22 protein-coding genes and 1 pseudogene are annotated in these 26,991 nt (G+C 43.3%); 14 read left to right on the plus strand and 9 right to left on the minus strand.

The features are described from left to right. Window positions 1–653: 653 nt before the first annotated feature. Window positions 654–857, minus strand: coding sequence for a DUF2683 family protein (locus C4F40_RS00350; RefSeq protein WP_196937385.1), 204 nt, complete (start codon window positions 855–857; stop codon window positions 654–656). A 174-nt stretch (window positions 858–1,031) separates the two neighbouring features. Between C4F40_RS00350 and C4F40_RS00355 the strand changes: the two genes are divergently transcribed. The 8 genes and pseudogenes from C4F40_RS00355 to C4F40_RS00390 all read left to right on the plus strand — a co-directional run bounded on the left by C4F40_RS00355 (window position 1,032) and on the right by C4F40_RS00390 (window position 7,756). Further along, window positions 1,032–1,403, plus strand: coding sequence for a hypothetical protein (locus tag C4F40_RS00355; protein ID WP_196939313.1), 372 nt, complete (start codon window positions 1,032–1,034; stop codon window positions 1,401–1,403). Between the two features lie 266 nt (window positions 1,404–1,669). Continuing rightward, window positions 1,670–3,541 carry a PAS domain-containing sensor histidine kinase gene (locus C4F40_RS00360; protein ID WP_196937386.1) on the plus strand — a complete coding sequence of 624 codons (1,872 nt, stop codon included), beginning with the start codon at window positions 1,670–1,672 and terminating at the stop codon, window positions 3,539–3,541. Window positions 3,542–4,011: 470 nt separating this feature from the next. Further along, window positions 4,012–4,278: a hypothetical protein gene (locus tag C4F40_RS00365; RefSeq protein WP_196937387.1), complete on the plus strand. Its 267-nt coding sequence runs from the start codon at window positions 4,012–4,014 to the stop codon at window positions 4,276–4,278. Between the two features lie 163 nt (window positions 4,279–4,441). Then, entirely contained in the window at window positions 4,442–5,326 is an 885-nt protein-coding gene (locus tag C4F40_RS00370) for a metallophosphoesterase family protein (protein WP_196937388.1), read from the plus strand. A 5-nt stretch (window positions 5,327–5,331) separates the two neighbouring features. Next, entirely contained in the window at window positions 5,332–6,216 is an 885-nt protein-coding gene (locus C4F40_RS00375; protein ID WP_196937389.1) for an endonuclease/exonuclease/phosphatase family protein, read from the plus strand. Window positions 6,217–6,460: 244 nt separating this feature from the next. Next, complete coding sequence (locus tag C4F40_RS00380; protein WP_196937390.1) at window positions 6,461–6,757, plus strand: hypothetical protein; 297 nt, start codon at window positions 6,461–6,463, stop codon at window positions 6,755–6,757. Window positions 6,758–6,811: 54 nt separating this feature from the next. After that, window positions 6,812–7,015: pseudogene (locus C4F40_RS00385) on the plus strand (IS66 family transposase); the annotation flags it as partial. Window positions 7,016–7,423: 408 nt separating this feature from the next. Continuing rightward, window positions 7,424–7,756: a Fic family protein gene (locus C4F40_RS00390; protein ID WP_196937391.1), complete on the plus strand. Its 333-nt coding sequence runs from the start codon at window positions 7,424–7,426 to the stop codon at window positions 7,754–7,756. 15 nt (window positions 7,757–7,771) lie between these two features. Here C4F40_RS00390 and C4F40_RS00395 read toward each other — a convergent pair whose 3' ends face one another. The 3 genes from C4F40_RS00395 to C4F40_RS00405 are packed head-to-tail and all read right to left on the minus strand — an operon-like array spanning window position 7,772 to window position 9,309. Beyond that, the gene (locus C4F40_RS00395) at window positions 7,772–8,776 is read right to left on the minus strand and encodes a type II toxin-antitoxin system HipA family toxin (RefSeq protein WP_196937392.1); all 1,005 of its coding nucleotides are present in this window, start codon (window positions 8,774–8,776) and stop codon (window positions 7,772–7,774) included. Further along, on the minus strand, window positions 8,773–9,087 hold the full coding sequence (locus C4F40_RS00400; RefSeq protein WP_196937393.1) for a HipA N-terminal domain-containing protein: 315 nt from the start codon (window positions 9,085–9,087) through the stop codon (window positions 8,773–8,775). Before C4F40_RS00400 ends, C4F40_RS00395 begins: the two co-directional genes overlap by 4 nt. 9 nt (window positions 9,088–9,096) lie before the next feature. Then, window positions 9,097–9,309, minus strand: a complete 213-nt coding sequence (locus C4F40_RS00405; RefSeq protein ID WP_196937394.1) for a helix-turn-helix domain-containing protein — start codon at window positions 9,307–9,309, stop codon at window positions 9,097–9,099. A gap of 510 nt (window positions 9,310–9,819) precedes the next feature. Between C4F40_RS00405 and C4F40_RS00410 the strand changes: the two genes are divergently transcribed. The 6 genes from C4F40_RS00410 (at window position 9,820) to C4F40_RS00435 (ending at window position 18,505) form a co-directional block, all read left to right on the plus strand. Then, entirely contained in the window at window positions 9,820–11,331 is a 1,512-nt protein-coding gene (locus C4F40_RS00410) for a PAS domain-containing protein (protein WP_196937395.1), read from the plus strand. Window positions 11,332–11,337: 6 nt separating this feature from the next. Then, a complete protein-coding gene (locus C4F40_RS00415; protein ID WP_231389872.1) occupies window positions 11,338–11,700 on the plus strand; it encodes a response regulator in 363 nt (120 codons plus the stop codon). A gap of 98 nt (window positions 11,701–11,798) precedes the next feature. Next, window positions 11,799–14,972: a SusC/RagA family TonB-linked outer membrane protein gene (locus C4F40_RS00420; RefSeq protein WP_196937397.1), complete on the plus strand. Its 3,174-nt coding sequence runs from the start codon at window positions 11,799–11,801 to the stop codon at window positions 14,970–14,972. Between the two features lie 26 nt (window positions 14,973–14,998). After that, the gene (locus C4F40_RS00425; RefSeq protein ID WP_196937398.1) at window positions 14,999–16,540 is read left to right on the plus strand and encodes a RagB/SusD family nutrient uptake outer membrane protein; all 1,542 of its coding nucleotides are present in this window, start codon (window positions 14,999–15,001) and stop codon (window positions 16,538–16,540) included. A gap of 127 nt (window positions 16,541–16,667) precedes the next feature. Further along, a complete protein-coding gene (locus C4F40_RS00430; RefSeq protein ID WP_196937399.1) occupies window positions 16,668–17,429 on the plus strand; it encodes a carbohydrate-binding protein in 762 nt (253 codons plus the stop codon). Window positions 17,430–17,440: 11 nt separating this feature from the next. Beyond that, entirely contained in the window at window positions 17,441–18,505 is a 1,065-nt protein-coding gene (locus C4F40_RS00435) for a glycoside hydrolase family 43 protein (protein WP_231389873.1), read from the plus strand. Between the two features lie 327 nt (window positions 18,506–18,832). On the opposite strand, the gene C4F40_RS00440 is transcribed toward C4F40_RS00435, so the two are convergent. From C4F40_RS00440 to C4F40_RS00460, 5 genes are read right to left on the minus strand one after another with little or no spacing between them, the layout of a single operon-like run. After that, window positions 18,833–20,008: a redoxin domain-containing protein gene (locus C4F40_RS00440; protein WP_196937401.1), complete on the minus strand. Its 1,176-nt coding sequence runs from the start codon at window positions 20,006–20,008 to the stop codon at window positions 18,833–18,835. Window positions 20,009–20,051: 43 nt separating this feature from the next. After that, entirely contained in the window at window positions 20,052–21,470 is a 1,419-nt protein-coding gene (locus C4F40_RS00445; protein ID WP_196937402.1) for a PKD-like family lipoprotein, read from the minus strand. Between the two features lie 10 nt (window positions 21,471–21,480). Beyond that, complete coding sequence (locus tag C4F40_RS00450; protein WP_196937403.1) at window positions 21,481–22,218, minus strand: DUF4843 domain-containing protein; 738 nt, start codon at window positions 22,216–22,218, stop codon at window positions 21,481–21,483. Window positions 22,219–22,231: 13 nt separating this feature from the next. Continuing rightward, on the minus strand, window positions 22,232–23,665 hold the full coding sequence (locus tag C4F40_RS00455) for a RagB/SusD family nutrient uptake outer membrane protein (RefSeq protein ID WP_196937404.1): 1,434 nt from the start codon (window positions 23,663–23,665) through the stop codon (window positions 22,232–22,234). Window positions 23,666–23,690: 25 nt separating this feature from the next. After that, window positions 23,691–26,972: a SusC/RagA family TonB-linked outer membrane protein gene (locus C4F40_RS00460; protein ID WP_196937405.1), complete on the minus strand. Its 3,282-nt coding sequence runs from the start codon at window positions 26,970–26,972 to the stop codon at window positions 23,691–23,693. Window positions 26,973–26,991: the final 19 nt, after the last annotated feature.

Raw genomic sequence — 26,991 nt, forward strand, 5'->3', positions numbered from 1 at the left:
ATAACTAGATATAATCTCCAGTTTCGCACATGGAGAAAGTAACAAGTAAAAGAGTAGATTGATAAGGCAATTGCAATACCTATAAAAATACTGGTGACTCTTTGGGGCATTCCAAATAATTCTTCAAATGAATATAAAAGGTATAGACAAAGGATTGAAACAGTTGCCCCAACCGCATCAATGAGAAATATATATTTTCTTCTAAAATTTTCCATTTTCGTAGTCTGCTAATTTCTGGATTTCGGTCAATTCGATGGCATTACGTCTAACTCTCAAATATGCGCAATAGGTATATTTGAGAGTTCAGCTTTAACTATTCTATTGAAATAACAAATTTAATGAATTAAAATCTCCTTTGACATAGAGCAAAGCAAAATTAAACATTACTATAGCGACGTTTTTTTGCTTTTCTTTGGTCGCTGTGGAAAGAAAAAAGTTGGTTTAAACAAAAAAATGGGATAATGAATATCCCAGCTATTGCAGGATTTTAAGCGTTTTACAGCCAAGTGTCTATTGTCAGCCGTTCGGGAAAATACGCAAGGGAGCAGAAAAGAATGGATTCTCTGGATGATGGGGCGATTAGGTAGGAAAATCGGACTTATTGCCAGATTTTTTCCAGTACTTAAGATCCTCTACAGCTTGTGGAGTATAAATTACTTCCATAGATCTTCAACGGCAATTTTCACACCTTTGCCGTTTTTGACATCTTCCCGTCCCTGAAGGATTTTGTTGACAAATTCAGGATGATAAGTGTTTTCCATCTCCTTTGTTTCAAATGGGATCTTTAATGCTTTGGCGAAAGCCTTTATCGCCGCCAGTTGTTCTTTGCTTGCAGGGTGTATTAATATAGCTTCCATAGGGACAAAAACACAAAATCTATTCCAATTATGAGAAATTGCATTTCCCCAGCTAGCGCTGCAATGTTTCCAGTGCTTTATGTGCCGCTTACAAACTAGCCTCAGAGCAAATGTTTCCGGTGCTTTATGTTTCTTCCCTCATTTCCAGTGGCCTCTTACTTTTAATGGTGTGTGATGCCAAGCCATGTACATTTGATATTTAGGTCAAGGAGCAATGAACCTCAGAAGCTATTGCAGGATTTTAAGCGTTTTACAGCTAAGCGTCTATTGTCAGCCATTCGGGAAAATACGCAAGAGAGTAGAAAAGAATGGATTCTTTGGATGATGGGTCGATTGGGTAGGAAAATCGGACAGGACTATCAATTTTGGCAGCAGCACAACAAACCGATTGAGCTTTGGAATGTTGATGTAATCGATCAAAAAGTAGACTATATCCACAATAATTCTGTTGAAGCGGGTTTTGTTTCGGAACCACATTATTGGAAGTATAGCAGCGCCCTTGACTATAGTGGAGGAAAAGGTTTGTTGGAACTGGCAGAGCTTTAAGAACGAGAAGCTATGGCACAGGTTAGCGCCAGCAATTTGAGTATTGTAGCCGGTATAGAGCAAAAATGGAGAATGAAAACTATAGCGATGATATTAGCATCTTGCTTTATTCGGTTTGGCACATTCTACGTAGATTATAAATTCTTGAAACATATAGACAAATAATACGTATAAACGCGAAAAGATAAACTTTTATCCCGTTCGAAATCAGAAAAAAGCGTTAACTTCATCGCCTATATTCGAGAAAAGGTATCTATAACGAGCTTATGAAAGATTTAAACAAGCGTACAGTGAATTCCGGTGGTGAGCTAACGTCTCGAGATCTTGAATTCAATCTTGCAGAGGCAATAGATTTTATTGAGAATGCGTCCATGCCGCTGCACCGCGTAAACAGTTCTGGTGTTATTATCTGGGCCAATCGGGCAGAGCTTAATTTATTGGGATACGCCAAGGATGAATATGTAGGACATGCAATCAGCGATTTTCATGTAGACCCCGAAACCATCGCCGATATTTTAACCCGTCTTGGCAATGATGATACACTCTATAACTATCCTGCGCGGCTTAAACATAAGGACGGATCTATCAAGCATGTTCTGATCAATTCAAATGTTTGGCGCAAAGATGGCGAATTTGTGCACACCCGTTGTTTCACCAGGGATATTTCCGAAAAGGTAATGGAGGAGGAGAAACACAGAAGATTATTTGAACAGCTTCAGGAAAGCGAATCCAGATTACGCTTGGCAATCAATTCTACAAAATTAGGAACCTGGGACTGGAACAGTGGCCGTGGGAAAATGTACTGGTCCGCAGAATGTAAAGAAATTCTTGGTCTTCATCCAGACGCTCATATTTCTTTTCAAGAATTTTTAGCGCAGATAGATGAGGCAGACCGTTCACAGGTAAACGATAAAGCGGAAACAATTATAAATAATTCCTCAACCGAGCCTGTTGACATAAGCTTCAGAATAAGAAGAATATATGATGAAGATTTACGGTGGGTCAGAATACAGGGTAGTATTTTTTTCGATCAAAATGGAAGGTTGAACAGATTCATCGGTACCATGCTTGACATAACTGATGCTGTCCAGGCGGATCAGCAAAACGCACATCTTGCAGCCATTATCGCTTCCTCAAACGATGCCATTGTGGCCAAAACCACAGAAGGAAAGATTACGACATGGAATAGTGCCGCGCATAAAATGTTTGGATATACCTCTGATGAAATTGTTGGGGAATCCATTATGAAAATAATTCCCGAAGATAGAAAGGATGAAGAACTCCATATCCTTTCTAAGTTAAAGAACGGCGAGAGCGTCGAGCATTTTGAAACAAAGCGACTTACCAAAGCAGGGACGCTGATAGATGTATCACTTACCATATCGCCTATTCGAGATTATAATGGTAGTATCATTGGAATCTCTAAAATAGCACGTGATATTACAGAAAGAAAGCGAGAAGAAAAGCGGAAAAATGATTTTGTAGCAATGGTGAGTCACGAGTTGAAAACACCACTAACATCTATACTGCTGTATGCTCAGCTTTTGATCAAAAAATCTGGTACAGTTCAAGACGATACCTTTCTTAACATGAGTAGTAAGATTGAAGCGTATGTGAAAAGAATGATTTCCATGATAACAGACTATCTTGGACTATCCCGCATTGAAGAGGGAAAAATGAATTTACAGAAAACGCGTTTTGAGCTAGACCATTTAGCCCTTGAGGTTATTGAAGAAGCCAGTTTGATCAGTTCAAAGCATAGCCTTGAACTTGTAAGCAGTGAGGGCGTGTGGGTGTATGCAGATAAAGAGAAAATGCGTCAAGTGCTGATAAACCTCGTGAGTAATGCGGTAAAGTATTCACCCCAGGGTGGCCCAGTTATCCTTGGATGTGAACGCGTCGCGGGTAAGGCTCAGATTTATGTTAAAGATAAAGGGTTAGGCATTTCTCCCGCAGATCAAAATAAATTGTTCCAACGGTTTTACCGTGTAGATGATGATCAAATTAAAAATATATCAGGATTTGGGATAGGATTATATCTCGTTTCGGAACTGTTGCGCTTACATGACAGCCAGATTCTCGTAAAAAGTGAGGTCGGAAAAGGATCAGTTTTTTATTTTTATCTCGACTTGGATTAGTTATCCACGCTCAGTTTAAGAGCTACGCGCTTCGTCTACTTTCTTTCAGGTTGCTAATTACTTTTTTAAGCCCAGCTAGCGCTGGAATGTTTCCAGTGCTTTATGTTGGCTTACAAACTAACCTCAGAGCAAATGTTTCCGGTGCTTTATGTTTCTTCCCTCATTTCCAGCCCAGCTAGCGCTGGAATGTTTCCAGTACTTTATGTTGGCTGCTTACAAACCAGCGCCAGCAATGGGACATAAATATAGGAAAAATAGCGGACTTTCAGTTCTAACTCTACAAACCCACCACCGGTAGCTCCACGTCGCCGTAAAAGTAGTTTGCTGGACCAACAAATTATGATGGACTATCTTTCACCCCAGCGCGTAAAAGCAAACGGCGTCGTAGTTCTTTTCCATGGAAAAGGTACGCGGTATAACAAAACAAAACAATACCCCCCGCTGTTTATATTTCAAATTAGCATGTATATATGTTTGTAAAGCTCACACACGCCGTATTAAGGGAATTACAAAGTGACGGATATAATGTATTGACATCCGTTAATACAGTTTACGACGATAACCCCACCTACATGCCGGAGAAGGTAGACGATGTATGGGAGTGGCTGGAAGACCTGACGGTTACACCACAGAACCACCCGGCGATCTTAGTTATAGAACATGCATTAAATACTATGTTGGAAAAAGACCTATTTGGAGCAGTATGGATAGAAAAGCACTGGAAGAGGAGTATTTAAGTTAACTTCAAAAGCACTATGATCGGTATCCGCTTAGAGGTGGGGAATGCGATGAATCTAGAAATGCCCCAGCTATTGCAGGATTTTAAACGTTTTACAGCTAATAGTTTCCAAAACAAGTCTTTACAATTAATTTATAGTAAGAACAGAACGTAAGATAGCGATGAAAAGACATAATGTATTAAACAAGATGAACGTACTTCGGTTATTATTTTTTGTACTATTTCTTGCCGGTCACCGTAACGTTGATGCCCAAGAAAAATTCTCCTTTGCATTCCTTACCGACATGCATGTAAACGCCAATCCCAAGACCCGGAGTTTAGACGGCTTGAAACAGGCGTTGAGGTCCGCAGCCGCTTCGGGTGCCGATTTCATCATCTCCGGCGGTGACAATGTGGATGTGGATGGCATGAAAGCCGACCGCAAAGAGCAAGCGATCAAACTCTACACGGATTATAAGGCCGTCATCGACGCTTCCCCAGTCCCGTGGCACCTCACCATTGGTAACCACGATCGGTATTGGCATGATGAGCCAAGTGCGCCGCATGGGGCAGGTTTGTTCAGTTCGTTTTTCGGAGATACGTATTACACATTCGATCACAAAGGATGGCGTTTCATTGTCCTCAATAGCACGGAAATATGCGACGGGAAATATTGCGTGAGCGAGCAGCAGCACCAGTGGTTGGTGGAAGTGCTGGCAAATACTCCTGATACACAACCTATCGTCGTATCCACGCATGTTCCGTTTCTTTCGCTCTACTATCCCGTGCTGGAAGGTAAATATACTGATGCGGATACCTTTACGAACCAAAAGGAGATATTTGACCTATTTGCGGGGCACAACTTGAAGCTTGTACTCCAGGGGCACCAGCACCTGTATGAAGAGATCAAGGTGAAAGGCGTGCAATTTATCACGGCCGGAGCCGTATCCGCCAACTGGTGGGGTGGAGAATTTCACGGCACGGAAGAGGGGTACCTCTTAGTGCATGCTGATGGGGATGATTTTACGTGGGAATATATGGATTATGGTTGGGAAGTGGCAAAATGATACAGATGATTTTACCAATGATAACCAAGTGCTTATTGGCCGTCCTGTTTATATCGGCGTTCCACATTGAGTCGGTTGCACAACAGATCAACGTGATGACGTTTAATATTTGGCATGGTGGCAAGGAAACCGGTGAAGAGGAAGGGCCCCAGCGCGTCGTGGATATCATCCGTGATTCGGGTGCGGATATTGTGGCCATGCAGGAAACCTATGGTTCCGGGCCAAGGATCGCCGACGCACTGGGATATCACTTTTATTTGCGGAGCACCAACCTGTCCATTATGAGCCGCTACCCGATTGTGGATACGCTGGAAGCATACGAGCCATTTAACAGCGGAGCCGTCACGATCGATGTCGACGGTCAACATATTGTCGTGGCCAGCAATTGGCTCAATTATCCCTTCGACTACTGGGCAATGCTGGAAAAAGGGCAGCCGATCGACTCGGCGGAATGGCGACAGCAGTTTCAGGGCGAAAAAAATGCCGGTATCCTGCGCGGGATCCTCAAGGTATTGAGTCCCGCCATCAAAAATTCGAACGATATACCCGTTATCATCTGCGGGGATTTCAACACCGGTTCGCATCTCGACTGGATGCCCGAAACCCGGCACCTCAATGGAGGTTATGTCATGCCGTTTCCAGCTACCCTGTTGATGGAGCGCTGGGGTTTTATTGATTCTTTCCGTAAAATACATCCCGATCCACTGGTCACGCGCGGAATTACCTGGAGCCCAGTCTTGCCAAAAGCTTTTCAGGACCGTATCGACTACATATTTTACCAAGGGAATATTCTCAAAGCCATCGATTCCAAAACCATTGATACGCATCCGGTCAAATACCCCTCTGACCATGCTGCTGTAATGACTACTTTTAAAATCCAAACACCATGAAATTGAATAGACCTACACTGATGATGTATGCCATACTGATTGCTTTAGTTGGTATTTCGTGTCAATCCGCCAGCCACCGACAATCTAGCAAAGCAGATATTCTACTAATGAAAACTCAAAAAAAAGTAAACAAAATTTATTAAGGGTATATTCTGCCGGTGATATACTTACTGATCATGAGGGAACAGAATACTACAGTATTAACATTGGGCAGCCAGGAAATGGAGTGTTTCAGGCTACAACTATGATTGGGGGAAGTGGTCCACCGCTAATAGGAAACGGTTGGTTATTGCAGGGAGCTATTCCTGAGTCTACTACTGAACAAACTGTCACTATTGGAGCAATTACTAGTATTCATAATGGAGTTCAAGTCTTTGATTATATATTTTCAGGTAAACTTGGTTTAGCCATTAATGTAGATGGAGTATATTTTGAATTAGATTATAGAATTACTGTAATATCCTTTTTCAACAAATTCAATACGCAAGCCCAGCTATCTAGTTCGGAAATGAGTCAAATAACTACTTATACGGTACTTTAATAATGAGTGCCGAATTCGAATAACTGAGATTTAAAGCCTTCGCCCTGTTGCCCTGGGACGAAAAACTACCTCTTCGCAGGAAGCCATAAAGCAGCACAGCGGGCAGCCATGATCTACTCGTTCTTTGCTATCTGCAAAAAGCATGAGGTAAACCTTTTCGAGTGGTTAAAGCATACGTTGGAAAACATTATGTCAATAATCCATAAAAACTTAAAGGATCTTTATCCTCAGAATTTCAAAAAATCAGCGGACCTGTAGTTCATAGGCCGGATACACATGTGGAAGGAAAAGGTAATGTGGGATAAAAAGCAAAGCGGTAAGTGATATTCCACTTTTAAGTTGTAATTCCACTCTTATTCTGACTTGCAGTACGTACAACATTTTGTTTAGCATCTAAAAATGCTCACTGTAAAAGCGAAAAATAAGTATAATTGCTTTTACAAAAAGCAATTATGGAAAGTCTACTACTAGAAATTCAATCGAAAATAGTCTGAATGACAAAGCAATTTCTTTTATGGGAAGATAAATTAATGAAAAGTTTCACTGCTGGAAATATAAATATGTAAAAATTTTAGTTTTAAGAGGGAAAGTGTTAATGTTTTTTTTATTTACGGGATTTAGCGCGAGCATTTACTACGTAGCTCACTGCGTTCGATAACCACGCAGGTGACACCGAATTTGTGGACCAGACTCTTTTTGGGGGGAACGCTGGTGCAGGTATTTGATTTCTTTAGGGCACTTAGGCATTCCTTTGCAAAAGCTGCTTTCATGATGTTCATGGTCAGCGAGGTACATCCGTTTGTGGATGGAAACTGTAGGTTGGCAAGGGTCATGATGAATGCGGAACTGGTCAGCGAGGAGCAGAGCAAGATTATTATTCCTGCAGTTTTTCGGAAAGATTACCTTGGTGCGCTCCGACAATTGACACGTAGACAGGAACCTGACACCTTTATCAGGATGCTTCAGCGAGCGCAACTGTTTAGCGCAACGATCAAATAGCACGAATATCTTTAATTAAGCATTCAAATAATTTCTTTTTGTATTGTACATAAGCAAATACCCCCGTTTGTTTGGCTCGCTTAGAAAGGAATGGTTTACTAATGTTTCAACCGACCGTTTCTTTTCAGAGAACGGGATAAGCAATTTATCTATTCGGCTTTCCTTTATTCCGATCCTCCGGCCAAATTCTTTAAAATCAGTTTTTGAAGGATGGTTGTTTTTCCGGTAATCGCTGCTCTTGAAATTGTCGGCAAATAGCCCTTTATCCAGAGCAAAATCTGTGTCATCAACATGCAGCTTTGTATTGATCAGATCATAAGCGGGGCTTAGTAAATAATCTCCATGGACCGATTCCAATAACGAAAAGTTCTTTAAGTGCGCGTCGCCATTTGAAAGCAGATAGTTGAATACGACAAGAGAAAAAAATTTCTCCATTTCCACCCGCCACGCCGGCACATATTGTTGTATTAATTGTGCTATTCCCTCATAACTGTAGTTGTATTTGAAATCGGGTCCGGCGTTGTCCCTTGTTTTTCCAGCCAAGGTAGCGAAATCTTCCTTCCCCCATTTTCCGCCATCTTTCCTTACATCAAATCGCTTGGTAATATAGGCAGGTGTCCCGTCTTTGAAGAATATCAAGGCGTTTTCCGCTGTGGGGATAGCATATACTTGTCGGGCGATCTGCATGGTTAGATGTTCGTTGGCCGGAACCTGGTCTACTTTTTTTAAGTCCCGTGGGATAGGTTTTAGGATATATGTTCCCTGTTCGCCGTCAGTTGTCAGGCGTAACTGATTTTTTTCCAGTCGTAAACTTAGCTTTTCCTGAACACCTGAGATCGAGATCCGTTTGCGGTTTTCCATAAAAAGTGCTGCCACGTCCTCGTTTTGTTGTGGTGGATCGTATGGAAGTATATGGTTTACTTTCTTACCATCAAATACGTTGCGTATGCAGCCGGGAGAATACGTGCTAAATCCTTCGGCTAATGTCCCTGGGCAATATTTCAATTCGTCCGGATTCATCTTATGGGTTTTACGGTTATTGCACCAATTGTATCATATTGAGCCGTAGCGATAAGCAATCCGAAATGGTCCTCTTCATCAATGCGCAGTAGTGTGCTTTGTAATTTGCGGTTTACGCCTTCACTCAGCATATTAAAGAAAAATGGGAAGAGGTGGTCACTATGGTACTCCTTTTGTGTCTTGGGAAGCGTTAAACTTACAGCTCGGGCATTTTGATCCTGATAGTAAAGGTCACTATAGGTAAAGACGTACGCTGTACGACTTTTCTCTACCAAAGTCCCTGCTAGGATCCCGTCGCGGTATATTTCCATCGCTCTCATTTATCTCCCGTTTTCTTTGACTTGCAAGACCATTTCCATGCCCAGGACATCTGCAAGCTTACTTAATACTTCCAAAGACGGATTACCCTGCCCACGTTCCAATTTGTAAAGTGTATTGATGCTCACGTCTGCTATTTCAGCCAAACGGGGCTGCGTAATTCCGAGCTCTTTACGCCTATTTTTTATCAATGTTCCTATCTCTTTAGTTAACATTATAATGTGATTTCTTGATCAAATTTAGGAAAAATATTTAGCTAATCGATGAAAATCGTATTATAATGTGATTTTTGTATTTTTTTTGGTCTTGCAAAATTAAGTTTACCTTAAAATCACACTTTGATAAGATTTGTGTATAATCTAGAATAATCTCGGATATTCCGCTATTCGCCGTATATAGCAATGTAATCAATTCGTTCTGATCTGGAATATAAGCGGCTATATGTCATACATACTGTAATATTCTACCGGCGCCAACTTAAGGTCCTTGTACTCCGGACCAAATATACAGATGTGCCTCCTTACTATAACTAATTTAGTTAAAAACTACCTTTTTGGATAGGTAGCATCCGAAGAGGTGCCGTGCTTGCTTTCTGCGAAATAATATTTCAGTATGCCCAACAATGTTCTCAGCTGAAATTTTCCCAATGCTTTATAAAAGCTTAAAAAAAAAACAAAATAGTCTTCGAGTTGGTTAATCTAAAAAACTAATATACTCGAAATTCTATGCTAAATAGTAAGTATCTTGATGACCCGGAAATGACTAAGTTGATCTATGCGGCACTTGACGCAAGCTCGACTGGTATTATTATTACTGACAACCGTCTTCCCGATAATCCGATTATTTATTACAATAGGTCGTTCGAGGAGATGACGGGATATCAATCCAAAGATATAATTGGACACAACTGTCGGTTCCTGCAGGGGCAAGATCGCAACCAAGTTGCCCGGGAGAAGATCCGTGAAGCGATCAATGCTGGTCAAGGCATCACGATCCAGATCCGTAACTATACAAAAGCGAACGAACTGTTTTGGAATGAATTGTTTATATCGCCTATCCATAACGCCGAGGGAGAGGTGACGCACTTTATTGGCGTTCAGACCAATATAACGGCGAGAAAAAAGGTTGAAGAGGAATTGTTGTTTGAAAAGGAATCGGTCGAGCGCAAGATAGCGGAAAGGACGGAACATCTGCGGTTGAATGAAGAGTACATGAACAGTATTGTGGAAACAATACGGGAGAGCTTAGTCGTTTTAGATACAGAGCTGAAAGTACTTTCCGTGAACGAAGCGTTTTTGCAGACTTTTAAAGTGACCCGCACTGAGACTGCCGGTAAGACGCTCTACGAACTTGGAAATCGCCAATGGGACATTGACGATTTAAGAAAATTGTTGGAAGAAATACTTCCTTCAAATAACCCTGTACTTGGTTTTGAGGTGGAACATGATTTCCCCCACATTGGAAAAAAGATTATGTTGCTGAATGCATATCGGATAGAACTGGAAGGTGAATTTAAGGATCGGATATTATTGGCCATTGAAGATATTACCGATCGAAGGAAGATAGAAAAACGGAAAGATGATTTCTTATCGATAGCCAGTCACGAGCTTAAGACGCCGCTAACTGCATTAAAGGGATATATCCAACTTATAAAACGGTATATGCCGAAAGATAATGCTAATTTATCGGCCATTGTCGAAAAGTCCGATACGCAGGTGGAGCGTTTAAATAAGTTAATAGCAGAATTACTCGATGTCTCAAAAATTCAGTCGGGAAAGCTAGATATTCACCATGATAGATTTGATTTTGACAAGATGGTGCGCGATACGGTAGATCATCTGCAGATCAATAGTGACACACATAAAATTATCATTAATGGAAAAACTGATTCGTGGTTTGTTGGTGATGAGAGTCATTTGAGTCAGGTGGTCGGTAACCTGGTCTCCAATGCGATCAAATATTCTCCTGGGAAAGACCGTGTAGAAGTTTATCTCGCTGCGCTGAAAGACCATCTTAAATTTTCAGTAAAGGATTATGGTTTCGGTATAGATATTACAGACCAGAAGAAAGTATTTGATCGCTTTTATCGTGCTGACAGTATACAGAAGAAATTTTCTGGACTTGGTATAGGATTGTACATAAGTGAACAGATTGTATTGCAGCACGGCGGTACGCTGTGGGTCGACAGTGAAGTCGGAAAAGGGGCCGTATTTAGTTTTATTTTACCCACTACTTAAAACGTTATGATGAAAAAAAGTGTTTTTATTTGTGATGATGATGCCGGCATTACAGATATGTTGACAATAGTATTCGAACTGGCAGAAGTAGAAGTGGTGGTCGAGAATGATAGCGTAAGAGCATATGATGTCATCAAGCGCATGAAACCAGCGGTGATAGTTGTTGATCTGTGGATGCCTGTTGTGTCTGGGGATCTTTTAATCAAAAAACTTCGGGGTGACGAGGAATTAAGAGATACATATATTGTCTGCATGTCGGCTAGCAGGGATGGTCGGGAAGTTGCGACTGAAGCAGGTGCAGATATTTTTGTAGCTAAGCCGTTTGATCTTGACGAGATTATTGCAGTAGTAGAGGAAGGTTTTTTTTGATCGTAGAATGAGACGAATGTAGCTTTTTTTGAGATGATATGTATCTCTTTGGTTTTTGATACCCATTATATTTGTGGTATATAAACCTTTAGATTCTTATGAAGCATTTCGCAATTGTATCCGCTCTGCTTTCTGCCATTTTTGTTTTGCAGTCGTTCTCGCAGGCGAATGTTTCGCGCTCCGTTGCATTCAAGGGAGGCGGCCGAAACACGCTAAGTCTTAAAAAAGTACAGGAGTCAATCCCGATAAAAGGGGTTGTGACCAACCTAAACGGAGGCCCGGTCGGCGGTGTCTCTGTGCAGGAAAAAGGCACAAGTAACAGCACGGTATCTGCCGCGGACGGAAGTTATACCATAAATGTGGGCAAACCTGAAGCTATACTTATATTTTCGTATATCGGATATGTAACGCAGGAGCTTTCGGTATCGAGCAATCAAACGTTGAACGTAGTATTGCTGGAGGATGAAAGCGACATCGAGGAGGTCGTCGTGATCGGCTATCAGTCTATACGTAAAAAAGACCTTACGGGAGCAGCAACACTGGTTGAAACCAAAAATACGGAAGCCAAAGTAGCCAGATCTTTACCCGAAGCACTTCAGGGCCAATCTTCTGGTGTAGTGGTAAGAAACTCAGGTGGTCCCGGGCAAGGTGCGGTTATTAATATTCGAGGACTAAGCACCTTATATGGTAACGCAAATCCGTTATATGTTATCGACGGGATGCTATCAGATCCAAACGTCACGATCAACCCCAATGATGTAGAAAGTATACAGGTGCTAAAGGATGCTTCCGCAGCGGCTATATATGGAGCGAGGTCTGCGAATGGTGTCATTATCATCACGACGAAGAAAGGAAGAACCGGCCCCATGAAGGTCAATGCTTCGGCAAGATACAGCATCGTTAACCTGCCAAAGATGTACGACATGATGAATGGACAGGAGTATGTCAACATGAACCGGCAGGCCTTTGAAAATGCGGGATATACACAGCAGGCAGCGGTTGCCAACTACGACGGCACCGATGTGGACTGGGCGGACGAGTTATTCCGTACAGGTGCAATACAGGATTATAATGTCTCCGTATCGGGAGGTGGCGAGTCTTCTAAATATTTTATGTCCGGATCATACTTTAAAGATCTGGGTACGGTGATCGAGCGTAAATTCGATCGCGCAGCTTTACGCCTCAATACAGAGACCTCTCGAGGTAGGTTCCGTGTCGGAGAAAATCTGATGATCTCCAGCAGCTACGGACGGGAGCCATTCTCGGGCGGTGCTTTTGGGGGAAATCCATTTTATGATGCTTTTGGCATGCTACCCATTATACCGATCAAAGGTACAGGATTTGTAAGTGATGCCAACCCCGGGGGCTGGGGAATAGGGTCGGATAATGCCCGAACCTATTCGCGTAATCAGATAGCACAGGCGTCTATCACCAATTCCGACTACAATTATGTGAAGATGATGGGTAACCTTTATGGGGAGGTCGATATTACAGACTGGCTGACCTATCGCCTCAATGCTGGACTGGAAACCAGCTTTGACCGGAGAACTTCCCTGCGCGGTAAAGGAATATGGTACTGGAATCAAGCCGACCAGCCGACGCGGATCGAAGAAAATCGTTCCCAGTTCTTAAGTTACCTGTTCGAGCATACCTTAAACTTTAACAAAACCTTCGACAAGCATCAGGTAAATGGTGTGTTTGGTTATACCCAGCAGACCATCGGATCATCGGGTATTGGTGCCCAAAGAACCGATCTGCTCGCTGCAGGAGACCGCTATTTCACCACGGTCAATTCCGCCACGGGCATGCCGTTCGCTTCTGGAAGTAGGGGACGGAACTTTATCGATTCCTGGCTCGGCCGTCTCAACTATACCTACGACGATCGGTACTTAGCCACCTTTACCTTCCGCTCGGATAAGGACTCGCGCTTTTCGAAGAATTTCCGCACGGGATTTTTTCCTTCCGGAGCATTGGCATGGCGTGTCAGTAACGAAGATTTCTTCGACGTGAGCTGGCTGCCGGAATTGAAATTAAGAGGTTCATACGGTGTGTTGGGTGCTGCTAACTTGGGTAACTACGAATATATTGGTCTTATAAATCAAGCGCCGCGGGCGATTTTTGGTCAAGAAGCTCAGACCGCTTACGTAGGGGGCTTACAGGTAGATCTCGTGGATCCGAATCTGCGCTGGGAAGAAAAAAAGACCTTGAACCTGGGGTTTGATGCCACCTTATTCGACCGGAAACTTAATGTAACATTCGATGCATTCCGTTCGGTGACTTCGGATGTATTGCTCTTTTTGCCCATTCCCGGTTATCTAGGGAGTATAAGCCCAGATATATTTACCAATAGGGCCTCCATCGAAAATAAGGGCGTAGAATTGCAATTAAACTACCGTCCGCAGCAGGGGCAGGAACGCGCATTTAATTGGGATATTACCGGGAATATCAGTTTTATCCGTAATAAGGTGCTAGCACTGGGAAATCTAGGTATCGATCCGGCAACTGGTCTGGAGCGAAATAACATTCAAGTGGGTAATACGCGCACACAAATAGGCCGCTCCATCGGCGAATATTACGTGATACGGACAGACGGCATCTTCCAAAACCAGGATGAAATCGATGCACATCGGGCACAGGCAGATATTGCTCAGCCTGGGGATATTCGCTATATTAATCTGTCGGACAGGGGTACGGGCAATGATATTACCCCAGATGACCGCACCTTTTCGGGAACGCCGTGGCCGGTATTTACGTCAGGTCTCATGTGGAATGCGTCCTACAAGAATTTCACGATGAACCTACAACTTTACGGCGTCGTGGGCACCACCTTGTATAATGACATGCGCCGGGACTTCGACGGCATGGGGTACTCCAACTACCGAAGCGGTATTACACCTTGGACGGCTGAAAATCCGACAGACTTCCCAAGATTGGGAGTTGCTTATGCTACCGAAATGCCCGGTGATCCTCCTGTAGATAAGGGAATCTTATCTAACGTACGGGGCGATTCGGATCGCTGGTTGGAGAGTGGCTCGTATCTGCGGCTAAGTAACGTGCAGATCGGCTATAATGTACCGCAACATCTTTTGCAAAGGCTGCACATACCTTCGCTACACGTGTATGTAAGCGGACAAAACCTCTTTACCGTAACTAATTATTCAGGATTGGATCCGGATGTAGTAGGGGCAAATGCGAACTTGGAGCCCGGGGTGGATGTGGGTGCTTGGCCGCCAAACAGAATCATATCATTTGGCTTATCCTTTGGCTTATAATTTATTGAACAGAAAAATCATTTAAGATGGAAAAATATACGCTAATTATATTGACTGCTTTCGTTTTTCTTACGACTGCGTGCGAGCGGAATTTCGATGAACCGAATCCCGATATGCTCACGACGGATTCTTTTTGGGATGATGAAACCGATGCCATTAAAGGCGTGAATGCAATATACAGCGCATTAAACCGAAGTAGTAACTACTATAATCGGGGCATGCACTTTTTATACCTGCTACGCTCCGATGAGGGCTTTGGTTCGGGGGGCGATATCGGCCTTAACAATAATGTTGCCTTCGCATTTACGAGTAACAATACCGGCAATGGTACCTGGAATGCCATCTACCATGCAAACTACCGGGCGAATCAGGTGATCACCTATGTGCCCCAGATCGACATGGACGAAGTTTTGAAAAAACGGATTATTGCCGAAGCAAAGGTGTTACGTGCCCTGAACTACTTTAATCTGGTGGTTTTCTGGGGCCGACCACCCCTGGTGTTAGCGCCCTTATCGCCGGCCGATTACCCCGAGAATGCGACACCCGCACAAGCATTTGCACAGATTGAGAAGGACCTAACGGAGGCTATGGCTGACTTACCGCCGTCTTATGATGCTGCGGATGTGGGTAGAATCACCAAAGGAGCGGCGCACGGCCTATTGGCAAAGGTGTATATGCAGCAGGGTAAATTTGCAGCAGCCAAGGAGGCAATGGACTGGTTAGTAACGGGTGATGGCGCCAGCAACTACGGCTTGATGGACAACTACGCGGATAATTTTAGGAAAGATACAGAGAACAATAGAGAGTCCGTTTTTGAGATTCAGTTTAAAGAAAATGCCACAGAGAACGGAGATGACGATACCAATCCGGGAATCAGCCTCAATACCGGAGCTTCCGTGCCTAAATTTCTGGCACCCCCTAGTCCGGGACCAGGTTTTGGAGATGGTGCAGCAAGACGCTGGATCGTTGATGCCTTTAATGTCGAACGGACCGTAGATAATAAAAAGGATCCCCGTGCGGCTGCTAGTTTTATCTATGACAATGCCGATGAAAGAGGTCCGGCTTTTACCATGGTATATGGGGAGACCTGGCTAAGCCGATACGGTGCAGACGATAAGCGGGTGTGGTTTAGAAAGTTGCTGAATGACGATTGGAAGAATAATGAGATATTCAGTTCGCCCAATAATTACCGCTTGATCCGGTACGCGGATATTCTGTTGATGTATGCGGAATGTCTGAATGAAACCGGACAGACGGATGCGGCATACGCCTATGTGGATGAGGTGCGTCAGCGTGCAAACCTACAGCCCCTCAGTGACGTAAAGCCAGATATGGATCAACTCGCTTTCCAAGAACAGCTGAAGCATGAACGTACGTTAGAATTAGCAGGTGAAGGTTGGCGGTACTTTGATATGGTGCGCTGGGGAGAGTTTTCCAACAACCTGGAGACCCTGCGGGAAAGGGATCCGGATTTTGTCAATTTTATTTCAGGTAGACATGAGTGGTATCCTATTCCGCAAGCGGATATAGATAACAGCCCAAACCTAACACAGAATCCCGGTTATTAGCCCTAAATCGAAGCGACGATAACCCTTGACAAACAAAAGATACAGCTATGAATTATCCATGTTGCACCAATATACATATAGTTGACGTGGACATTTCATATGGCTTTAACGACAAAATAGTGTACATATGAACAAGTTATTATACCTCTGCCCCCTATTCTTGCTTTGGATAGTGGTCGGATGCGAAAGGGAAGAAGATCTTCCGGTGAGTACAAATCCGCCAACGTTACATCTCGACGCCGATACGGTCGCGCTGTCTGAAAGTGTTTACACATTAACTGCGGAGGGCAAGAGTGCCTACGGTGGCCCCCAGCTCAGCAAGGTGGAGTTTTACAAAGGGGAAGAAAAAATTGGGGAAAAGACGATTGCGCCTTATAACTTTGGCTATACCGTGACCGAACTTATACCCGAGGAAGAACTTTCTTTCCACGCCGTTCTATTCGATAAAGCGGGTAACCGTGTCCAAAGTAATACCGTAAAAGCTAAGGTGCGGGTGGGTGCCAAACGGATTGAAGCGGAAAATACGATCATAAGGGGAGTTGCCAAAAAGGCAGATGACCCAGATACCCGGAAAACCTCCTCTGGCCAGGCAAAGGTGGGCGCTATAGACAATGCAGAAAGCGGTATTGATGCGACTATCGAGGTGCTCACGGCCGGCGATTACTTGATCCGCGTGGCTGCAGGCACAGGTTTCGATGGTACAACCCATAAGATCTATATCGATGATCAGTTTGCCGAGGCGAAAGTATATAACATTGCCAATAGGGGATGGAATACATGGCAAACCATCGACTTGGTATTTAATTTATCAGAGGGCACACATAAAATAAGTATCCGGCACAACACGGGGTACGGTGAGCTGGACTACTTGGAATATTCAAAATTGTAATACCTATGCGCATGAGACACACAGTATATCTTGCTTTTCTAATCATTTTATTAGCTTGCGACAAACGCGGAGCCGGACTCTTTCTAGCTACGCCCACAGCACCGGAGGCAAGCGGACCGGCAAAGTTTCAAAATCCCTTATTGAACGCTGCTCCGGATCCCTGGGTCGCACAACGTGGGAATTTTTATTATTTCCTACAAACCCATGGCAACCGGATTGAAATCCGAAAAACGGAAAAAATGAGCCAACTTGCTTCAGCGAGCAGCACCGTGGTGTTCAATGCTCCTTCTACAGGCATTAACAGCAGGGATGTATGGGCGCCCGAAATGTTCTTTCTGCAAGGAAAATGGTATATTTACTATACGGCTAGCGACGGGCAGGATGTTAATCACCGGATGTTTGTGCTGGAAAATGCCAATGAAGATCCCACGACAAATAATTGGGTAGACAAGGGTCAACTCATCACGAAGCCTGCCGACCAATGGGCAATAGACGGTAGTATTTTCGAACATAACAACGAGTTGTTCTTTATTTGGTCGGGCAGACCGGGGGCGCAAAACAACAACTTAACGCAGAACATCTACATCTCAAAAATGTCTAACCCTTTTACATTAACAGGTGAGACAGTCATGATATCGACACCGCAGCATGGTTGGGAGCGAAATGGCTTTGGCGTAAACGAAGGACCGGAGATATTAGAAAATCCCGATGGAGATGTATTTATGATTTATTCAGCCAGTTACTGCGGTACGGACGACTATGCACTGGGTATGCTGCGGCTGGCCGATAATGCGGATCCCCTGATAGCAGCTTCGTGGTCTAAAAGCGCCAATCCGGTATTTACAAAAGCACCTAGCGCATACGGCGCAGGTCATAACGGTTTTTTCAAGTCCAAGGACGGAAAAGAGGATTGGATCATATACCATGCAAATATAGAATCTCATCCGAATAATAACGGGTGTGGCAATGTACGCAGCACACGTATGCAACGGTTTACCTGGAATGCAGATGGTACACCCAATTTCGGAACGCCCGTAGCTGCGGGTGCATTTCTTGAAGTGCCTTCTGGAGAGTAAAACCGCAATGACGGAACGGATAATAGAAAGAATGTGTTAGTAGAAGGGCTGTGATCTATTCTATGCAGGGGTTTTCATGGAAAATGGTCATGGATAATATGGAAAAAGCCGTCTTCTGTACTTGTTGCTTGAAATACAGAAGACAGCTTGTACATAAGCAAATACCCCCCGTTTGTTTGGCTCGCTTAGAAAGGAATGGTTTACTAACGTTTCAACCATTGATTTCTTTTCAGAGAACGGGATAAGCAATTTATCTATACGGCTTTCCTTAGTATAAATTGGTTTTTGTGTTCTTTTTGGTCTTGAAAATAAAGTTTACCTTGTAATCTAACGGCAAAATTCTATCATGGTGGTCAACTCCCTAACTGCAGCTTCATTCGGCCAGGTCAGTCCGCTAGACTTAAACCGGATTTTCCCATTGCCGTCAATGACAAATTTTGCAGGAATCCCCTTTACACCAAATGAAGATACCGCAGGATTCTTTTTCGTAGCAGGATCTTTGAGGTCCATGTACAAAGGCAAATCCAGGTCATGAGTTAGCAAGTAGTTCACTGCATCCGCTTTAGGGTCTTTGACAGTTTCCCAGGTGTGTATAAACAGGAACATTACACTTGGATCATGCTTGTATTTGCTGACCAGCATTTGCATTGCCGGAAGAGATTTCTTACAAGGTCCGCACCAAGTCGCCCAAAAATCAAGAACAACTATTTTGCCCTTAAAATCAGACAGTGACACTTCTTTGCCTTTGATGTCTGTGACTTTAAAATTTGGCGCTTGCTCGTCAATCATTTTGGCTGCTATCGCTGTCTTGTATTTCTCTTCAAACTCATTAGTCAATGCTGCCAGGTAAGCATTTGGGTCTTTGCCGGGATTCATCTTAACGTAAGCACTTTTTAGTTCGGCATTATAGTCATAATCGGCCAAACCTGCTCGTACTGCTTTTTCTAGCTCTGGAAGCGCTTCCTCGTACCCGCCTGTTTTGCTCATCAGGTAGTAATATTCAGCAGTCAGACCAGCAGTCTTTCTTATGGCATTTTCATAGCATTCTTTGATAGCAGCGAAGGCTTTTGTGTAGTCTCCTTGCTTAGCCATCACCTGGCTATAAAGATGTAACAAGAACTGCCGGTCTTCCGGAGCATTCGTTGAGTTAGTCAGTTCTTGCTCCATTAAAGTTTCTGCAGTTTTCAAATCGAAGGCCATGATTCCTGTCGCCACTGATCCTACGTACATGATCCTTGCGGTTTCTGCAATCTGGTTAAAATGGAATAGAGCTTTGGCCGAGTTCTTTGCAACAACAAAATTGTCTACAAGTGTAGCCCTGTGTTGGTCAAAACTTTCGCCAGGGTGTTCTTTTACAAGTCGTTCAAGAATGAGTTCCTTTTGTAAAGGATCAATGAAGATCTTCAAAGAATCAAGACTGGCCTTATAGGCCGGTTCTGCCTGCTGGCTGTATCCCGAGTATCCTGCGGACAGGAAAGCGATGAGTAGGAGTATTTTTTTCATGTAGATTGGATGTTATTAATCTTTTTTAAATCTAATAAGGAGCCTATAGGTTTTTTCTCGCAGGAGCAATTTGTACAATTTCACCAAAGCCGGTAAATTTCTTCTCGTAAGTACTATTGCTGAATTCTCCCTGCCCGTTGATGCTGAAATAATAAACTTCACCCGCCGCACCATTGTTGACACCAATCACCAGTTGTTTGCTGCTGCTACGCAACATCTCGATATCCTTGATTACGTATCCAGCCGGGAAAGTGTAAATCAGGCGTGCTGATTTTGCAAGCATGTCGTACAAATACACCCTATTGCCAACAGTATAATAAAGTTGTTTTAAGATGGAGGAAGTTGCAAAGTTAGTTGCGCTGCCAATTTCGGGACTGTTTGCCATTTCTTGATTAACCCCAGGAAGGGTGTTGCCAAAGGCATCATATGTTAGGGACATTAGGTAGCGGTCATTATCATCCTCCATGATGAAATACCACTCAATTTCTTCTTCAAATAGCGTCGATATGCCACGATCATACGCAATCATTTTTCTTCCCACATTTGCCATGTCAAACGAGCCTGTTGTTTGAGGCGCATCTTCCAGAATTCTGGAAAAAATACCCATTCGCATAAAGCGCATGTTGGCATTATTGTAAAAATAGGTGAGGTTGTACGTGTTAGGAAACACACCCGGGAATAGGTCATAATCGCCAGGAATGCGTTGGCTGAATGGCTTAATGTCGTCTGAAGTCGAGCCCGAAATGCCGGCATATAAGCCGCCATCCGCAACAATGAACTGGTCAAATTTCGAGGTGTTCAAAATAAATACCGGTGCACTTTTGAAGGGAAGCTGTGTAGCCAAATGCGGAAGTATAGTACTTTTATCACCAAGCTCCAGCCAGTCGTTCATGTTAAACCGATACACATTCTGATCGGTGAAATAATAAAAGAAACCACCTTTCCCAAAATTATATAGGGCTAATGGTTCTCCCGAATAGGTTTTATTATTGGCCACTTCCATCGGATTATCAAAAACCACATCATCGGTACGGATCAAGGAAACCTTGCCTTTCCCATCCTTGCTATTGACCACATACCATCCGTCGGGATAAATCCCGGTTACCGTAATGACATAGCGCTGTAGTGTGTAAACGTCATTTATGTTACTCTTAACCTTATAAATCACGGTATAGGTACCGGGACTCAAGGTTACTTGAAGGCGCAAATTTTTGGAATCAGCGATTACTTCGGAATCAATCGTCCAACTGTAAGTAAATGAATCTCCTCCAGGCATTGTTTCGATCAATGTTGGTGTGATGATCAGCGAATCCCGTTGAGCTACCGTAAAACTGGTCGTAGCATCCGCAATCTGAATGTCATTGATTTGCGCATACTTAAACCGTTGATCGTCTTTACTGCAGGCAAATGTTAGCATGATCACGATAATCGAGCTAAGCTTAAAAAAATGTTTTAAATGCATAATATCTAAATTAAGGGAAAGAAATCTCGTTACCGTTCTCATCCAACAGTGGACCATTTGCAGCTTCATATGCGGCCAGTGCATTTCTCAGCGTCACGGGGAAGTTGATAAAACCGTCAAACCCGATATTCTCGTAAGAGAAATCAGTTATACCCAGTACTTTAACCATGAATTTGTACTTTTCGGCGCTAAATTCTCCGAAATCCGCATCAAGAACATCCCAATAAGCAGGCCGGGTGTACATACTGGATACCTCTATCGTCAGATATCTAAAGTTTTCCTCCGTACCCTGATTAACGCTATTGGCAGGTGTCTGGCCTAAAGTACCCAGCGTAAAGTCCTTGGTTTCTGCCGGCTCCAACACGATTTTATAAACATTGCTTGCCATTCCAACAGAGTTGATCAGCACAAGAGGATAATTAAAGATGGAGACACCAGGCGGAATGGCCACTTCTTTTAGCTCAAAATCTATGCCCGCAGTTGCCGTTGTTCCTTCAGCTGTTTTTAGCAATACGGCACGTGGCCGATCGGACAACTTTCCGGTAATCCTCAGGGGTATATACAGGGTATCCCTTGTTTTTACGGTGCTCTGAAAAGCAAAAGAGTAACTTCTCGTCGCGGTGGTATGTAATTGTTGATAGGTGTAAGCAAAAAAGCTAACGCCGTCTTTTCCTTGATAAGTTTCTACCGCTTCTTTCTTACAAGAAAAAAGAGAGAAGACCATCGTCGCATATAATACGTATTTCATAATACGAGTGTGATTAATTTCCATAATTCGGATTAAATTGAAGTTCAGCATCTGGGATTGGTAGCACATACTGCTCTGGCGCCATGTCGACATTACGGAACTGCATTCTCAGTGTTTTAGTACGTTTGTAGTAAAAGAACAATTGACCTTCCGCATAAAATTCCTTCTGATACTCCTTGGTGATGGCTGCTGTAAGTGCGGTAGCTGTAATGTCTGTTGCCAGATTAGAAAGCCCCCTGTTTTGGCGCACCGTATTTAAATATTCGACACCCATGGCAGGCGTCTCTGCAGTTTCAGCCAGGATGTAATACATTTCGGCAAGGCGGATACCAGGTACATACTGATCCAGTAAATTGTCGGTAATTGTGGTTGTAGCGGTTGAGGCCTGCCAAAACTTAGAAGGGAACAAACTTCCGCCATCCTGTTCAAGGCGGTATAGGTACCTGAAGTCTGTCCCGCCGCCTGATGTGGTTTCATACAGTGTATTAAAATTAGCCGTGGTACGGGTAAGAGTTTGTCCCACAGCTCCCCTAAATCTAAAATAACGTTGTACGGTCGGCAATATATCCCTAACCCTGATCATAAACACCTGTTCGTTGAAATATAAACGATCGCGTACCAACAACCCTGTGCTGACCGCTCCTGCGGCTGCCTGGGTCACAAAGGTGTATTTAGCAGAGTTGATCACTACATTTGCAGCCGCAGCAGCTCCGTCCATATCACCACTGTACAATTTGATTCTTGCTTCAAGTGCTTTTACGCCATAGTAGTTCAGCTTGTTCCTCCTGCTTCGTAAGTCACTGCTGACAATCGGATCAGCCTGCAACAGCAGATCTTCTGCTTGTTTCAGGTCAGCTAAAGCAAATTGGACTACATCTGCAGTTGTAGATGGGATTTCTGCATTTTCATTGACTTCCTTTTTGTAAGGGATGGCTTTTAAATTAGCACCCGCCGTATATTCAGGACCAAACATGCGCAATAGATCAAAATGTATAAATGCCCTTAAGGCCAAAGCCTCGCCGCGCAGCAGTGCATATGCATTATCGGTTAGCACAGACCGGCTTGTTTCTGTATTTGCAATTATTTTATTTGCTGCGGCAATCGCACTGTAACTGGCAGACCAAATGGCATTTGTATACCCCGCTACTTCCGCTGAAGCAAAGTTCAGGACTTGTGTTTGTTGCAGTGCAACGTCGGCGTTGCTATTAAGTGTCGAATAATTTTGTGCCAAGGCAGAAACGAAACCCATAGAAAGGTTGTCGCCGTAAAGACTGTTACTGGCCAGCTGGCCGTACACGCCTGATAAAGCTTGCTGAAAACCAACTTCTGACGTAAACAGCTGTTCTTCAGATAAATTTGTTTTGGGCGCTACATCCAAAAATTTCTTACAACTGGAAAACACCACAACTATTGACAGAATTCCTATTATTAATATTGTTCTTTTCATTGGGATATGAATTTGTCTTTTGAATTTAAAATCTTGCGCTCAGACCAAATGTATATTCTCTGGCAAACGGGTTATCTGTACCACGTTCAATTTCAATGGTGCTGAAGTGGGCTAGGTTGTTCGTGGTTGCACTAACGGTAAGGTTTTGCAAACCCAATCTTTTAACAAATGGGGTTTTGAACTGATAGCTTAAATTAACGGAGCTGAGTTGAATGTTGTTGTCGCGCTGAACAAATCTTGAGGTAAGTTGTGTTGGCGTGGGCACACCACCAGTGATCCGTCTATACCGACTGACACTACCAGGTCCGGTCCAGCCTAGGTCATATGCTCTTCGATCAACGTTGTTGCGCGCATCAACACTTTCCACACGGTTTAACAATGTACTGTTGTACAAATCAGCACCATAGTTGTAGTTGACGCTAAAGTTTAAGGCAAAACCTGCATATAGGAAATTTGAATTTACAGCTCCTGTCCACTTGGGGCGGCTATCACCAACATAGGTCTTATCATTAACGTCCCAGACAAAGGTTGGGGCACCATTTAATTTAAGATAAACCTCCTGACCGGTAACCGGATCAATACCCAACGACCTCACCGCATAAATAGCCGTTGTTGACCTGCCTTCAATAAACTGTGCATTTTCAACAGTCTGATCGGCATTATTGGCATTCAATGCCGCATTGAAGGCTTTCAATTTCTCCGAAATTTGTTTTAACACCGATGTATTAGTTGCTGCGTTCACAGAAACATTCCATTTTAAGCCTTTACGAGGTTGAGATAGTATGGTGTAACCCAAGTCGAACTGCAATCCCCTGTTCTGGATTTTACCCAAATTTTCAGTATACGAAGGAAAGCCAGTACTAGGTGCCAGCGAAACTGTAGTGAGGGCATTCTGGGTGACTTCATTATAAAACTCCGCATTGAACGTCAAACGGCTGTTAAAAAATGCCGAAGCAATACCAACATTCGACTTCAAGACTTGTTGCCAGCTCAAATTTGGGTTTCCTAGTCCACCCGGGAAAGCACCCACTTCGCCAAAATAGCCTGTACTCGTGCCCAAATTATATCTGAATTGTGCTGCATAAGGATCCTGTACGGATGTACCGGTAGAACCGTAGCTGCCACGAAGCCTCAACAGGTTGATAGTTTCACTATCCCTCAGGAACTGTTCATTGTGGATGTTCCATCCTAAACCTGCAGACCAAAAATTACCAAATTTATTGTTTTCTCCATAAGCTGAAGAGCCATCTCTGGTATAGGTGAAATCTGTAAAATACCGGTTATCATAAGAGTAGTTGGCACTTCCGGTATATGAAAGATTGTTAAGTGTACTTTCGGTTCCTGTAGGCCTGCTGTTTAAATATTGCGCGGCAAACAGGATGTTATCTAAACGATCAAAAGGAAAACCTTGTGTAGAGACGGCATAGGAATTAAACTGTGTACTTGCGAGCCTGAATCCTGCGTAGACTGTAACACCGTGCATCCCGAAATTTTTGTTGTAATTTACCGATCCTGTTCCGTCCATGGTAAAGGAGGTACTGTTGTCGATGGAATAGGTACCCCGTGCACTTAAATCTGCGACCCCATTAAATCTGCTATCGAGAGCTGAATGGAAGTTGTCTATCGTCCCATTCACTTTTGTGATGCCCAGGCTGCCATTAAACCATAGGGATTTATTGGCATCGTAACGTACAGTGGTATTGTTCCTTAAATTAAAATTCTTATTCCTATTGTCAATGGTATTGTAGGTGATATCCATCAATGGATTTAATACAATAGAGCTACCTACACCGAAGCCCATATTAATGTTTTCCAGGTATTTGTTTATATTACCATTTTCATCATAAGGTTTCCAGTAGGGATTCAAGTCTAGGTACTGACTGAATGAACCGTAAGGGGAATCGTTGGAATTAACCTGTGTTCCTATGGTATTATTTTGGAAGGTCAATTTATTGGTTCTATAACTCAGCTTAAAACTTCCGGCATAATTTTTCCTGTCCTGTCCTTTCATTACGCCCTGTAACATATTTCCGCTAAAGCTTAGGTTAAAGGTCAGCGACTCGTCACCACCTCGTAAAGACAGGTTGGTTCTATTGTTGATCCCTGTTTGGACAGGAATAGATTTCCAGTCGGTGTTCACACCGCTGACTACCGCTTTGTACCTTTCCGCATTGATGAAATCACCTCTATAGCTATCCGTGAATCCTACACGTCGCTCAAAATCCAATTTCTCTGCCGCATTCAGCATGTTATAAACAGACAGGTCGGGAGATGATAACGTAAAATTGTTGCTTAGCGAAATTTCTACTTTCCCTCTTGGTGGCAGGATCGTTGTAACAACCATCACACCATTACCTCCACGCGAACCGTACATCGCGGTAGCCGAAGCATCCTTTAACAAAGTGACGGTGGCAATTTGATTCATGTCTAAGTCTACAATAGCCTGTAGTGTAACCTGAAATCCGTCTAGAATAAACAAAGGCATATTGGGATTTCCAGCGAGTTCTGCCCCAAGGGTGGGATAAGATGTTTGTCCACGCATGGTGACCTCGGGAAGCGCATTAATGTTCCCTCCGATTTTGTTGTCGGGAATAATTCTGAAGGATGGATCAAGGGCGGCAATACCGGCAAATATATTCACCGGATTTACAGCCTTAAGCTCAGCGGCAGTCATGGTTTTTGCTGCTCCTGTATAGGTACTAACCTTCTTATCGACCATGCCGGTAATTACCATCTCATCCAGCTCGACCTGCTCCTTCGTCATATAAATGGTATAGTTAGAGTTGGCTGAGATGGGTACTTCCACGGTCTTATAACCTAAAAATTTGAATTCCAGCGATTCACCATCTGTAGAGATACTGATGGTGAATTTTCCGTTTCTATCAGTCTGGACAGCGGACTCCGTGCCTTTAATGGATACCGTGACCCCCGGGATACCCAAACGGTCCTTGGCATCTCCCACAAAACCAGAAATGATTTCCTGATTAGCCAGCGTATTTACTTTGCTCGCCGGGGTGCCTGCTTTGATGACCACCGTATTGTTGCGAATGACGAAATCCAGGTTCTGCCTAGCAAAAATCTGCGTAAGGACAACGGATAAATCAGCATCTTTAACGTTGATAGTTACTGGAGCGGAATTTTTCAATAAATTGTCCGTATAAAAAAAGTTGTAACCTGTTTGTTGGTTCAGCTCTTTAAATACAGTTTTAAGTAAAGCATTCGACTTGGTTAAGGTCACCTTTTGGGCGAAGCTCGACGCATTTACCTGCATAAAGCATACTATTATTAGTACGGTAGTTAAGCGCATAGTAAGAAATAGTTTTAGG

The sequence above is a fragment of the Sphingobacterium pedocola genome (genome assembly GCF_015209965.1).
In the GTDB taxonomy this organism is placed as follows: Bacteria; Bacteroidota; Bacteroidia; order Sphingobacteriales; family Sphingobacteriaceae; genus Sphingobacterium; species Sphingobacterium pedocola.

What these genes read in the sequence shown, in the direction of transcription:
- C4F40_RS00395 (WP_196937392.1), bottom strand. Translation starts at nt 8,776, where the DNA reads ATGAATCCGGACGAATTGAAATATTGCCCAGGGACATTAGCCGAAGGA.
- C4F40_RS00420 (WP_196937397.1), top strand. Translation starts at nt 11,799, where the DNA reads ATGAAGCATTTCGCAATTGTATCCGCTCTGCTTTCTGCCATTTTTGTT.
- C4F40_RS00445 (WP_196937402.1), bottom strand. Translation starts at nt 21,470, where the DNA reads ATGCATTTAAAACATTTTTTTAAGCTTAGCTCGATTATCGTGATCATG.
- C4F40_RS00375 (WP_196937389.1), top strand. Translation starts at nt 5,332, where the DNA reads ATGATTTTACCAATGATAACCAAGTGCTTATTGGCCGTCCTGTTTATA.
- C4F40_RS00410 (WP_196937395.1), top strand. Translation starts at nt 9,820, where the DNA reads ATGCTAAATAGTAAGTATCTTGATGACCCGGAAATGACTAAGTTGATC.
- C4F40_RS00430 (WP_196937399.1), top strand. Translation starts at nt 16,668, where the DNA reads ATGAACAAGTTATTATACCTCTGCCCCCTATTCTTGCTTTGGATAGTG.
- C4F40_RS00360 (WP_196937386.1), top strand. Translation starts at nt 1,670, where the DNA reads ATGAAAGATTTAAACAAGCGTACAGTGAATTCCGGTGGTGAGCTAACG.
- C4F40_RS00455 (WP_196937404.1), bottom strand. Translation starts at nt 23,665, where the DNA reads ATGAAAAGAACAATATTAATAATAGGAATTCTGTCAATAGTTGTGGTG.
- C4F40_RS00370 (WP_196937388.1), top strand. Translation starts at nt 4,442, where the DNA reads ATGAAAAGACATAATGTATTAAACAAGATGAACGTACTTCGGTTATTA.
- C4F40_RS00425 (WP_196937398.1), top strand. Translation starts at nt 14,999, where the DNA reads ATGGAAAAATATACGCTAATTATATTGACTGCTTTCGTTTTTCTTACG.
- C4F40_RS00460 (WP_196937405.1), bottom strand. Translation starts at nt 26,972, where the DNA reads ATGCGCTTAACTACCGTACTAATAATAGTATGCTTTATGCAGGTAAAT.
- C4F40_RS00450 (WP_196937403.1), bottom strand. Translation starts at nt 22,218, where the DNA reads ATGAAATACGTATTATATGCGACGATGGTCTTCTCTCTTTTTTCTTGT.
- C4F40_RS00350 (WP_196937385.1), bottom strand. Translation starts at nt 857, where the DNA reads ATGGAAGCTATATTAATACACCCTGCAAGCAAAGAACAACTGGCGGCG.
- C4F40_RS00380 (WP_196937390.1), top strand. Translation starts at nt 6,461, where the DNA reads ATGATTGGGGGAAGTGGTCCACCGCTAATAGGAAACGGTTGGTTATTG.
- C4F40_RS00440 (WP_196937401.1), bottom strand. Translation starts at nt 20,008, where the DNA reads ATGAAAAAAATACTCCTACTCATCGCTTTCCTGTCCGCAGGATACTCG.
- C4F40_RS00415 (WP_231389872.1), top strand. Translation starts at nt 11,338, where the DNA reads ATGATGAAAAAAAGTGTTTTTATTTGTGATGATGATGCCGGCATTACA.
- C4F40_RS00400 (WP_196937393.1), bottom strand. Translation starts at nt 9,087, where the DNA reads ATGGAAATATACCGCGACGGGATCCTAGCAGGGACTTTGGTAGAGAAA.
- C4F40_RS00355 (WP_196939313.1), top strand. Translation starts at nt 1,032, where the DNA reads ATGCCAAGCCATGTACATTTGATATTTAGGTCAAGGAGCAATGAACCT.
- C4F40_RS00405 (WP_196937394.1), bottom strand. Translation starts at nt 9,309, where the DNA reads ATGTTAACTAAAGAGATAGGAACATTGATAAAAAATAGGCGTAAAGAG.
- C4F40_RS00365 (WP_196937387.1), top strand. Translation starts at nt 4,012, where the DNA reads ATGTTTGTAAAGCTCACACACGCCGTATTAAGGGAATTACAAAGTGAC.
- C4F40_RS00435 (WP_231389873.1), top strand. Translation starts at nt 17,441, where the DNA reads ATGAGACACACAGTATATCTTGCTTTTCTAATCATTTTATTAGCTTGC.